Raw genomic sequence first — 10,662 nt, forward strand, 5'->3', positions numbered from 1 at the left:
TGAATTTCAATTCTTTTAGGGTGGCTTCACTGTCTCTTTTTAAGAAAGTGATACTTCCATCTTTACGTTCAAAAGAATTGGTCATCCACTCGAAGAAGTCGGCTTCTCCTGTGCTTTCCACTACTACATCAATTTTTCCACCACGTGTAACGGTAGAAGGACGACCTGTTGCATCTGTTTCTTGGAACAATGCATAACTTACGCTAAGAACATTATATTCTTTGCCAGCTACTTTTAGTTTGGCTTTGAAAGACATACGTTTAAAAATTTAAAAGATTAATAATTACATTAAAAAATCAAAAGAAGATTACACCCATTCATTGGTATGTTTGGCTGTACCCATTTCAATCTCTTTAGCAGAGAGTGTAAAGGTTTCTGTCAGCGGATTATCACCTGCTGCATCGAAATCTTCTTTGTACTTCACGATGTAAGCTTCTTTAAATTTCAGCTCTTTCAAAGTAGCCTCACTGTCTCTTTTGAGGAAGATGATGCTTCCATCCTTGCGTTCGAAGGAGTTGGTCATCCACTCAAAAAGGTCGGTATCACCTGTGCTTTCCACAGTGATAGTAATTTTGCCACCTCTGGTAACCGAAGAAGGTCTACCTGTGACGTCGGTCTCTTGTAACATTCCGTAGTCCACGGAAACGATGTTGCGTTCTTTACCAGCAACATTCAGTTTGCATTTAAACGACATAATTAAAATAAATTAAAATTTAATACTCAATAATACCAATTATGGAAATATATATATAAAATGTCTCCAATGCCTTATGTTGGGAGTCTAAACCTTGTTTGATTGTTTAAGGTGAATCATCCTTTCATAAGAGGTACTTTACTTTTGTTCATATTCAGTATCCCATTCATTAGCATCAGTTCCCTTGTGTCCATCCATTTTGATAAGGAAGTTTTTAGCAGGGAAATAAGGTTTCATATGAATGTCTAAATAGATTCTGTCTTTTTGTTTAGGGTCTTGTTCAAATCTTCTTATCTCGAAATTCTCAATAAGGTTTTTAGGACCTGTAATACTATCCAAGAATTGGACTATTTGGTTCATAATATCCTTACGAGTAGTAGCTGTAAAATTCTCAAAAGCTCTACGGTTAAGGAAATCCATTAGCACTTTGGTCACATAGTCGAACACACGTACTACAGAATACGTTTGTAGTCCTAAGTTATCTCCATTGAACAATGTTTTGCCTGAGAAAGCCATTACTTTTCCGTATTCATTTACCATAGGGATAAGTCCTAAACTTTCTAAGTTGGCTATTTCACTTTTCTTCAAGTCGAAACGTACCCCATCTACTTCATTGATACCTCCAAATTTCTTTCCAGCAGTTACCTGAGACATCAATGTTTTGTAGATTTTTCCAGCTAAAGCAGCGGAAGGAGGGACAAACAAATCGGTTGTTTCGCCTATTTCATTGAAACGACCTCTACCTACTAGCCAGTTGCAGGTCATTAGTACATTGGCACGATACACATCACCACCTGTGAGGTTTGCTTCCTCAAACATCTCCATTACATCATCGGGTTCATCTAAGTGTTCAAAATCAGTAACGAGCATTACTTTATTTTCGTGAGCGATTTTTGCCCATTTTTCGACTACCATATTAGAGCCTAAATAACCTGGAATCACTAACAAGCCATAGTTATTTCTAAGGTCTAAACGGTCGTAGTTATCGGAAAGTTCGGCGTGTATGGTATCAATAAAACGTGTGTTATCAAGGTCTTTGAGTTGCTCTAAGGAAGCGTTCATCACTGTAACGTTTTTGATCTTGTCTTCCTCAGTATTTTTGTAGAACAAAGCTATGGTTCGATAGTTTGTTTCTAACTCACGAGTAGCCTCTACAGCATTGTATAAGTTTTTAGAAAGCAACTCTTCTGCTGATTTTTGTTGATCTTCGCAGTGAGATACCATTTCTACCAAAGAATCGCTTTGTTTTAGTACACTTGCCCAAAGTTCTAATGTTTTCTTTAGGGTATCTCTTTCTTTTTGCTTGCTACTTTCGGTAAGGAATATCTTTCTACGAGCATTCCTATCAGGGTTTACATTTTGTACATTCTCTATGGAGGCTTCTAACAAATCAAAACCTCCATAACGCACTAATTTATCTAATGACTTTTCTAATGAAATAGGTGATTTCTTAACAGATTCTTGTGCTTGTGATGCTGTATTTACTGTTTCTACTTTATTTGACATCGTTTCAAATATTTAATTGGGAATTTAAAGAATTAACTCAACTCAGCTATTAGAGCTTCTAATGTATCTTGTAAGGCTTTTTTAGCATCAGGATCTTCCAAGGCTGCTTTAAGGAGTTTGTTTGTTTTGAGCTGTTTGATTATTTTCTGATATTGGTCTTTTTCTGTAGCCAATCCCGTAAGGAAAGCGCTTTGGGCTGTAATTCCTTTAGTGCCAAAATCTCCCAAGTTTTTAAAAGTCAATTCTTCTACTTTGGTAGCTCCTTCACTGTCTTCAAAATCTACTTTCATAGTAGGCTTGAAGTGCTCGAATACCTTGTCTAAGGTATTGAGACCTTCCACTAATTCGGGTTTTACGGGGTTTTCTGCACTGAGCTTTTGAGCTATCAATGTGCGGTTAGGAGCTATCTCTAAAATAGCTTCACTAGCGTCTATAGGCACTTCATTGCCTCCTATCCCTTTATTTGTTAACATTGAATAATATTTTTAGTTATTTTTAATATCTCTTATCATATATTTACGCGACAAATGTAGTCATCTTTAAATTAAAAAACAAATTTTCAAGTGATTATTTTTCAAATTATTTTTGAAATGTATTTTAATCAATTGTAAAACAAGTGAATATAAAAAAATATTTTTAGCTAAAAAAATAGAAAAGCACCTAAAGAAGATGCTTTTTGATATATTTCTGTAAAAGAAATGTATAGTTTTATACGGTGATGTTAAATTACTTCTCAAAAATCCTATAAGGATAAATATTTGTAGAGGCTTTTTCTAATTTAATCAAGAAACTATCCTTTAAGTATTCCCATTCTGTTGCGTTGACATCTACTTCTTTGTTTTTATTTAGGTAAATATCTATAGTTCTTTTAAATCCTCCTTTTAGTGAGACTTCCTTTTTAGTACCTTTTTGTACCTCTAATCCTTTAATTGTGTGCTTGAAATGGCTTTTGGCAAAGGTTTTTACATCGGCAATGGTAACAATTCTACCTCGTGAAAGCAATGCATTGCGATATTCTAAAATCTTATCAGCAGTGCTGAGCCCTCGCTTACCTCCCAAAGAAGGTTTTACAGTAATAGCACTTTTAATAGCTGTTTTATTACTTTTATCACACTCTAATGAAACTCCCGTTTTTATATCATTTCCTTCTTCTCCTGCTGTATGCCAATAGGAAAAAGTGAAGCTCATATCCAATTCTTTATTCATAGAAGAAATGATTAGAAATGGATTGGTGTTTAAGGAAAGGCTTCTTTTCTTTATGTTTTGGTAGATAGAAGCTAGATTCTGTCCTATTTGCCTAAGTTCTGCATCGATAGCAAAGTCATTTCCTATGGCGGAAAAAGAAGCTGTTTCATCTCTTATCAACCTTAAAGTGTGTTGTAAATGGTCTAAAGCACTTCGCTCATCAAAGCGTGCTACCCCACCTCGTCTTAAAACGAAGGAAATATTATCTTCAGAATCCTTTTGATAGTTTTTCACTTCATATCGCTTTCCATCGTCATCAGAAATGTAGTCAATATCCAAAAAGGTGTTATCTCCTATAATAGGATAGATGGTTAGTTGCCCCTTAATACGTTTGGTTTTTTTAGTGTTGTACATATTCACCACAGGGATACAGTTTAAAGCAATGCGTATATTTTCCAAGATTTTTGGGGTAATTACTTCATAGAATTTAAAGCGCAGCCAAACGATATCTTTTTCAGTAGCAATACGATAGTTAGAAAAATTCTCTTCTATAAAGGAAGTTATGTACTCACTTTTTTCTCTTTCAGGATATATATTTCCTTTTAAAGTAAAGAAATTTCCTTGATAGAACTGATTTACTTCATTATAAATAGCATCTACATTAGTGTAATTTTTGGAGATAATATCCTCGTATTCAATGCTGTTTATTGGTACATTATACCCTTCTACTAATTCATATTCTTTTTCTCCACAGAACACTTTTACTTGCTGTAAGTAATAATTGAAAAACTCTTTTTGTTCTTTGTTGTTTATATCTATATAGAAGCATAAATCTTCTAACTTTTCTACCTCTGGGGCGTGTAGTCCTACCCAAAACTCTCCAGAAGGGATGTTTCTATCTGATTGGTCTACCTCTTCTTGGTAAAAAAAACTTTCTTGTTGCAGTACTTTATTACCAAACACTAAATATTTTACCTGAGCAGTAGTGAGTTTCATTTCTAAAGTAGGGCTGAAAAAGATATTCATTGTTTTTACCTCAGTAGGGCTATATAAATTCTGTACCCGTTTAACAGCCTTAAAATGATTATATCGTGATATTTGCACATTATTTTCTACTGGAGTAAGTTGCAGAAGTGTCTGAGATGGAGTGATACCGGTAACTTCATCAGGAAAAATAACTTCAAGTAGGCGTTCTGTAATCCTTGCGCGAGAATTTTCCTGTTCAAAACGCAATTTTTCAAGTTCCGAAGCACAAGCTGAAAGAATAAGTTCTAAGACAGGATCAAAAGCATTTTCTGATTCTAACTCACTATAGCCCCACATCTTTGAAGCTCTTTTTAGCATCCTATTTTTTATCTGTTCTTGTTTCATTATTCAGTGTTTTTATTAAAAAAATTAGTAGGATAATGGGCTTACAAAAAAAGAATTTTTGTATACATAAGGGCGATTGGTCTCTAAAATAACTGCTTTTACTGAAACCAATACCTTTTTCTTTATTCGTTTTTTATCTAAGCTACCTAAATTTTGTTCTGTAGTTATTACATCTATATCTTGAACAGTGATACGTTTTTCGTGTTGTGAAATACTGTCTTTTAAACTTTTAGCGACAAAAGTTTTTAGTTCGTTATCACTTTTGAGGAGATCAAAATCAGTATCCCATATTTCACAACCATAGGTTTCATCGAACTTACATTCTCCAAAAACAGTTGTCATCAAGGTGAAAATTGATTGAGAGATAGAATCTTCCAAAGCTATTTTAGCAAGGTCTTGTTTTTTCATCAAGCCTTCAAAATCGATAGGTAGCTTGTAATATATTCCTTTCATAAAATTGTTGTGAGTGTTTGATTATTCTGTTTCAGATGAGACAAAGTCATTACCTCCTGTATCAGTAAAAGTTATTTTACCTCCTACAGCACATTGTATGCAGGAAGCACTATTGAGTTCCTTTTTGCCATCGATAGTAGAAAAAGAGGTGTTTTCCCACTTTATAGGAGCAGGCATACAAGGCAAATAACCACTTGTGGTAGGCTTTAGCTTGCACTGACCAAAAGGCATTATATTCACATTGGCTTGCTTGTCGCCCTCTGTGGCTTGGAGCTTATTGTTTATTTTAGCAAACTGCTGACTTGTAACCTTTAATGCAGTTGTTACTGTACCTTGGTTACATTGTAGCTTTGCTGTTTCAGTTATTTCTTGAGGCATAGAATTATTTATTTAATCTTTCAATCTTTTTAATATCATATCCAAGAACTTTCCCAATTTTTCTCTGTAAAAAAAGAGTTGCTTTCCCTGCAAAAATAAATTCTTCTTTCCTATAAATGCTTAGTCCCTTGGTAGAAAAAGTAAAAATTAAGACCATTTCTTCAACTCCATTTTTGTAGAAATAGAAAGTATCACTAACATCATTTAGTAGAGGATACTCTTTATTAAAGGAACATTTTTTTTGTAGTGACCTTAACAGTTTGTTCCCTTTCTTGAGGTTTACTGTTTGCCTTTTTTCAAAGATTTGTTCTTCGGGGAGTTCGGCTATATTAAGAGAAGTTTCTTTAGTGTATCCACTATGACTTACCACAACAATACTGTCTATTTTCCCTCTATAAAGTTTTTCCCATTTCATTTCTGTTGAAACTTGGCTAAAACAAAAGTTATAGATTATAAAGAAGAATGATAAGAATAAGTATTTCATAATTATTAGTTTTTTTTAAAACATCTGTAATTTATTGACGGTTTCATAGTCAAATATACTAAAATTATCCTCATCTAATTTTATTCCAAATATTTCTTGATACATTTTGACATTTCCTATATCTACAAAAGAAATTTCACCACCCACAGCACAATTTATACACGATTTTTCGTTTAATTCTTTGTTGCCCTCTATGGTTGAAAACGATGTTTTTTCCCATTTCTGTGGAGCAGGAACACAAGGTAAATATCCTGATGATGATGGTTTTAACTTGCATTGCCCAAAGGGTTTGATATTAACATTAGGCTTGTTGTCTTGTTCGGTGGCGATAGGCTCTCCGTTGATACAATCAAAGGTTTGTGAAGTAACCTGTAAAGGCGTTTGTAATGTACCTTGATTACATTGTAACTTAGCTGTGTTGGTGATGGTTTGAGGCATAATAGGTTTTATATTTATTCTGTTTGAATTCTAATAAAATAATATTCCAAATAATCTTTCATATAGCTATCAATCCATTGCTTTTGAAGATTTTCATCTGAAAGCATACTGATATACATTTTTTTTAGTTTTCTATTGGATGTATTGTATATTTTGTAACATTTCGATACTATCAAATAACCATTATAATGTACATTCTGAATTCCTTCAAATATTTTTTGGTTAGAGATATGGTATGTATCCATTATTCCTTTTATTACCTCTCTTTCAAAAAATCTAGGTAATGGTTCTAGATGATTAAATGTGGTTATATAATTGTTTTCAAATACTTCTGAATATAGATACTTATCAGTACAATTACAAAAACCATAGAAAACAAATTGCTCAAAAGATTTGTTATCTTTTTTTAGTTTTGAATATACTTTACTGATAAGCTCTTTATTTTGAGCATTACAAAACATACTAGCAAAGGTTAGTATAATACTTAAAACTTTCATATTTAAATCACTTTAATTCCCAAAAATACATAGATTTTGCAGATTCATCATAGTGATGTCCTCCAAAAACATATTCCTCATCAGCCTCTCCTGTCCACAATGTCACGTGTCCTGAAGCACCAAAAGTTGAACTATCAATTGCTAACATTAGATAAATACCTTTTTTATCTCCTACTAAATTATACAAATCATTGATGGATTCTGGATTGTCAATATGGTAATCTCCATCTTTTTTCCATACAACATCTAACCACTTTTTCATTTTACTTGCTGTACTTATAAAACCTTTCCCTTTCATTTTTCCTTCACTTGCAATAAAATCACTTCCCCCAACTCCACTAATTGTTCTTATAGGGAAATTAGCCAAGGTCAAAGCCATTGAAACCTTTCCTGCACAACCATTATATAAGCTGATCTTTTTGTCTAATAATTTTGTTTCTGTATCGTATCTATTGCCATATATCATTTTATAAAATTCAGGTCCTGATATATCATCGTCTCCTACTTCATTTTTAGGATATGAATTGTATACATCTTCCCACTTTGGTCTTTTAATTATTATAGATTGTGATTGTTGCTCCTCATATATAGCTATAAATTTTCTGTATAATAGATTATCTGCTACCATATTCTTATTTTAAAATTTAAAAAACTTTTTCTTCTTTCTTTCCAAGTATTCTTTATACAACTGCTCTTCAAAAACGTCCCATTCTTCTTTCGTATAATTTTTCCCTTGGTAAGTTTTATATATTTTATTCTCTTCTTCTATTTTATCCTTTATAATATTATTTGTTATACATAAAGAATATTCTTTTAGAGGATGCTCGAAAACTACTTGATTATTTTCATTTACTATACCAGTTAAAGTTATTTCATTTAAGCCTTCTGCAATAGGTTCATTATCTTCAGCTTTTATAGTTATAGTAATGCTTTCTCCTACTTCATAATTTCTTGTATTGACAATCAAATCCATATCGGTATAATGTTTAGAAATGTTAGATAGAATTGTATTTTCTTCTCCATAACTCCAATACATCTCTATTACCTTTGGTTCCTTATCATACTTAAATTCTCCTTTCTGTGGTAACTTATTCATTTTAGGAGCTTTGTATTCTGTTTTTTTAAGTTTTCTTTTGTAAAAACATCTTGATTGATATAATATTTCCCTTGAAAATAAAGATAATATTTACAATTTTCCCAAACTAAATTATATTTACTTGGTTCATTGCTAACAATATGAAATTCCCATCTATCTGACCATTTTTTTAATAAATATAGATATTTTTTATCTCTTGAAAACCCTGTATTAGCTAATTTTTCATAAGTGTTTTTATCAACAACATCTTTTATTTTAAGTAATTTGTCAGAGTTTATTGTATAAATTTCATCTATATATACTGGACGAGAGTAATCAAAGATCAGATGATTAACTTCTTGTATATACAAATTTCCTTGTTCATCTTGAAAAAGATTATCTTTTATTTGTTTATAAGAATCTATTACTTTAATATATTGATTGCCTTGATTATCCATATAGATATCGCTTTCAAAAAAAGCATCACTCGTCTTTTTAATATTCGTATTTTCAGAACAAGAAATAAGAATAACAAATAAAAATATTGTATGTTTCATAAATAGTTTATCTTTGTAATTTCCAGATAGTTGTTCCTGAATAAATATCGTTTTCGGTATGATATTGCTTCGTTAATTTAGTTATCCAATCATTTAATTCTTGCCCATTATCATATTCCTTCCATCCTTTTGTATAATTAGGTACTTGATCAGATAATATATATATTTTTTTACAAGGATTGATGTTATTAACTGTTAATAGCATACTGTGATAACCATCAGCAATAGATACTCCAAAAATATGAAACCCTATATTATTCCCTACTAGTTTATTTATTTTTAAATACAAATTTTCATTCATTTTATTTGCTTTAAAAGGTGTGTTTTTTGAACAAATTCTATTTTTTTCATCACGATATTCAATTGTAAAACTATCTTTTATTTTTCCTTCATTATTTAATCTTTCCATTGTTCCTATTCTACTATTTCCGCTTTTAATTTGAGTTCCAACAGAAAGTTCCTCATCATTATACAACTTTTTTAACGCTGTATTTAATGTCGTAATACAATCTTTACGCGTAAAAGAAATCAAACTTCCGTTACTCTTTAAAAAATCTTCCATTGGCTCTATTTCGTCTTTAAAAAACACATCTCTTTGAACAACCGTAAAATTAAGTTTTCCGCATAGAACTTTTTTATCAGATCTTCCCCATAACCCATCATTGTCATCACTTGCCCAAATTTCTATGTAAAATTTACTCCCTCTTTGTAAAGATGAACACGATATTTCAATACAATATTTGTCATTTAATTCAGCATCTTGTAAATTATATAATTTTGTCTTGTCATTACATTTTTTGGGAGTATCTTCATCTAATATCCTTATTTTTACATTTGTATTTGAAGGTTTAAATTCTAAAATTCCGTCTCCATCTTCTATACCCCAACCATCATATCCCTTTATATTTTTCAAAGGAATATATGATTTAGAGTTTTTAGCAATTGCAATTTCAGGAATTAAATATTTTTGTAAATCTTTGTCATAATTGTTCCCCAAATCTAAAATTTGTGTGTTTGCTTGACTACAATTTCCCACAAAATATATTCCATTGGTAGCTTCTTTCTTACCATTTATGCTAACAATAGGTAAAAAATTCCTACTATTAGGCACTTGTATTTCAGGCTTTTCATCATACCCATCTATTTCTATATAAAAAATTCTTCCGTCTTCCATAGTTATCTTTTCTTTTTAGTTTGTTGATATTCCTCCCAAAGTTGTTGTTCTTTTATTTTCCATTCATTGTAAGTATAGTCTTTGCCTTGGTAGCTTATATATACTTCATTAGATTTCCGTTCTTCTTCTTGCCGTTGTTTTTCTAATTTTTCCCGTTCTTCTTTTTGAGAATTTTCAAATTCTACTTCTTCTTTTAGTAATGCAAAACCATCTTTATCAACAATGCCTGTCAATGAAATTTCAGACACATTATCTCTAATTTCAGCGTAATTTTTACCTTTTACTCTTAAAGTTATGGTTTCGCCCTCTTCATAATTTCTGGTTTGCACTAAAATACTAACCTTTCTATTTATCAAAGTCTTTTTTATTTCTTTATCTCCTTCCGCATTCATCCACTTCACGCTCAAAATCTGTTTTTCCTTATCATACTTAAACTCCCCTTTCTGCGGTAATTTATTCATTTTAGGAGCTTTGTATTCTATCTTGTCTTTGGCGGTAATCAGTGAATTCGTGCCAAAAAGGTGCATTTGCTCTTTGGCTCCTATTTCCGCTTTGCCATCGGTGTAGCTTATGAGTTTTTGTTTCCCGTAAAGATCTAAATCCTGCTTGGCTGAAATTTCCAATGTTTTTCCGCTTGATAAAATCATTTTTTCGCCACTATCAATGCTATTTTCCTTGCCTACAATCGTTTTTGCGTTTTCGCCGATATGCGTTTCTTGGGTTTTGCCTATATTTGTTTTAGCATTTTCCGTTACTTCAACATTCAAATTTTTACATTTAATATTGATAGTTTCAGGAGCTTCAATGGTAATGCTTTTTTGTGTGGTGTCCAAATAAATCGTATTTCCCG

The 10,662-nt window shown here is 31.8% G+C and carries 14 protein-coding genes and 1 pseudogene; all 15 read right to left on the reverse strand.

The window, feature by feature from the left end; genetic code table 11:
• The coding region (tssD, locus tag OO775_RS13530) for a type VI secretion system tube protein TssD (RefSeq protein WP_264847764.1) at positions 1–256 on the reverse strand (256 nt) is incomplete at its 3' end.
• Positions 257–307: 51 nt separating this feature from the next.
• A complete protein-coding gene (tssD, locus tag OO775_RS13535) occupies positions 308–694 on the reverse strand; it encodes a type VI secretion system tube protein TssD (protein WP_009411176.1) in 387 nt (128 codons plus the stop codon).
• 138 nt (positions 695–832) lie between these two features.
• Entirely contained in the window at positions 833–2,200 is a 1,368-nt protein-coding gene (locus tag OO775_RS13540; protein ID WP_264847765.1) for a DUF5458 family protein, read from the reverse strand.
• Between the two features lie 32 nt (positions 2,201–2,232).
• Positions 2,233–2,673, reverse strand: a complete 441-nt coding sequence (locus tag OO775_RS13545) for a hypothetical protein (RefSeq protein WP_002682314.1) — start codon at positions 2,671–2,673, stop codon at positions 2,233–2,235.
• 253 nt (positions 2,674–2,926) lie between these two features.
• Positions 2,927–4,756 carry a type VI secretion system baseplate subunit TssF gene (locus OO775_RS13550; protein WP_264847766.1) on the reverse strand — a complete coding sequence of 610 codons (1,830 nt, stop codon included), beginning with the start codon at positions 4,754–4,756 and terminating at the stop codon, positions 2,927–2,929.
• Positions 4,757–4,780: 24 nt separating this feature from the next.
• Complete coding sequence (locus OO775_RS13555) at positions 4,781–5,209, reverse strand: GPW/gp25 family protein (protein ID WP_264847767.1); 429 nt, start codon at positions 5,207–5,209, stop codon at positions 4,781–4,783.
• A 21-nt stretch (positions 5,210–5,230) separates the two neighbouring features.
• Complete coding sequence (locus tag OO775_RS13560; RefSeq protein ID WP_264847768.1) at positions 5,231–5,587, reverse strand: DUF4280 domain-containing protein; 357 nt, start codon at positions 5,585–5,587, stop codon at positions 5,231–5,233.
• 4 nt (positions 5,588–5,591) lie between these two features.
• Positions 5,592–6,071, reverse strand: a complete 480-nt coding sequence (locus OO775_RS13565) for a hypothetical protein (RefSeq protein WP_264847769.1) — start codon at positions 6,069–6,071, stop codon at positions 5,592–5,594.
• Positions 6,072–6,086: 15 nt separating this feature from the next.
• A complete protein-coding gene (locus OO775_RS13570; RefSeq protein WP_309297254.1) occupies positions 6,087–6,509 on the reverse strand; it encodes a DUF4280 domain-containing protein in 423 nt (140 codons plus the stop codon).
• A 14-nt stretch (positions 6,510–6,523) separates the two neighbouring features.
• Positions 6,524–7,006 (reverse strand): hypothetical protein, encoded by a 483-nt coding sequence (locus OO775_RS13575; RefSeq protein WP_264847770.1) that lies wholly within the window; start codon positions 7,004–7,006, stop codon positions 6,524–6,526.
• Positions 7,007–7,013: 7 nt separating this feature from the next.
• Positions 7,014–7,634: a T6SS effector amidase Tae4 family protein gene (locus OO775_RS13580; protein WP_264847771.1), complete on the reverse strand. Its 621-nt coding sequence runs from the start codon at positions 7,632–7,634 to the stop codon at positions 7,014–7,016.
• Positions 7,635–7,643: 9 nt separating this feature from the next.
• The gene (locus OO775_RS13585) at positions 7,644–8,102 is read right to left on the reverse strand and encodes a hypothetical protein (RefSeq protein ID WP_264847772.1); all 459 of its coding nucleotides are present in this window, start codon (positions 8,100–8,102) and stop codon (positions 7,644–7,646) included.
• Complete coding sequence (locus tag OO775_RS13590; RefSeq protein WP_264847773.1) at positions 8,099–8,638, reverse strand: hypothetical protein; 540 nt, start codon at positions 8,636–8,638, stop codon at positions 8,099–8,101. The genes OO775_RS13585 and OO775_RS13590 overlap by 4 nt, the downstream gene beginning before the upstream one ends.
• Positions 8,639–8,645: 7 nt before the next feature.
• Positions 8,646–9,812: a hypothetical protein gene (locus tag OO775_RS13595; protein ID WP_264847774.1), complete on the reverse strand. Its 1,167-nt coding sequence runs from the start codon at positions 9,810–9,812 to the stop codon at positions 8,646–8,648.
• 2 nt (positions 9,813–9,814) lie between these two features.
• Positions 9,815–10,662 (reverse strand): annotated as a pseudogene (locus OO775_RS13600) (type VI secretion system Vgr family protein); the annotation flags it as partial.

Origin of the sequence: Capnocytophaga catalasegens (assembly GCF_026005215.1) — a bacterium.
In the GTDB taxonomy this organism is placed as follows: domain Bacteria; phylum Bacteroidota; class Bacteroidia; order Flavobacteriales; family Flavobacteriaceae; genus Capnocytophaga; species Capnocytophaga catalasegens.

Excerpts from the sequence above, each read along its gene's own strand:
- tssD (WP_009411176.1), bottom strand. The coding sequence starts at position 694 with ATGTCGTTTAAATGCAAACTGAATGTTGCTGGTAAAGAACGCAACATC.
- OO775_RS13540 (WP_264847765.1), bottom strand. The coding sequence starts at position 2,200 with ATGTCAAATAAAGTAGAAACAGTAAATACAGCATCACAAGCACAAGAA.
- OO775_RS13545 (WP_002682314.1), bottom strand. The coding sequence starts at position 2,673 with ATGTTAACAAATAAAGGGATAGGAGGCAATGAAGTGCCTATAGACGCT.
- OO775_RS13550 (WP_264847766.1), bottom strand. The coding sequence starts at position 4,756 with ATGAAACAAGAACAGATAAAAAATAGGATGCTAAAAAGAGCTTCAAAG.
- OO775_RS13555 (WP_264847767.1), bottom strand. The coding sequence starts at position 5,209 with ATGAAAGGAATATATTACAAGCTACCTATCGATTTTGAAGGCTTGATG.
- OO775_RS13560 (WP_264847768.1), bottom strand. The coding sequence starts at position 5,587 with ATGCCTCAAGAAATAACTGAAACAGCAAAGCTACAATGTAACCAAGGT.
- OO775_RS13565 (WP_264847769.1), bottom strand. The coding sequence starts at position 6,071 with ATGAAATACTTATTCTTATCATTCTTCTTTATAATCTATAACTTTTGT.
- OO775_RS13570 (WP_309297254.1), bottom strand. The coding sequence starts at position 6,509 with ATGCCTCAAACCATCACCAACACAGCTAAGTTACAATGTAATCAAGGT.
- OO775_RS13575 (WP_264847770.1), bottom strand. The coding sequence starts at position 7,006 with ATGAAAGTTTTAAGTATTATACTAACCTTTGCTAGTATGTTTTGTAAT.
- OO775_RS13580 (WP_264847771.1), bottom strand. The coding sequence starts at position 7,634 with ATGGTAGCAGATAATCTATTATACAGAAAATTTATAGCTATATATGAG.
- OO775_RS13585 (WP_264847772.1), bottom strand. The coding sequence starts at position 8,102 with ATGAATAAGTTACCACAGAAAGGAGAATTTAAGTATGATAAGGAACCA.
- OO775_RS13590 (WP_264847773.1), bottom strand. The coding sequence starts at position 8,638 with ATGAAACATACAATATTTTTATTTGTTATTCTTATTTCTTGTTCTGAA.
- OO775_RS13595 (WP_264847774.1), bottom strand. The coding sequence starts at position 9,812 with ATGGAAGACGGAAGAATTTTTTATATAGAAATAGATGGGTATGATGAA.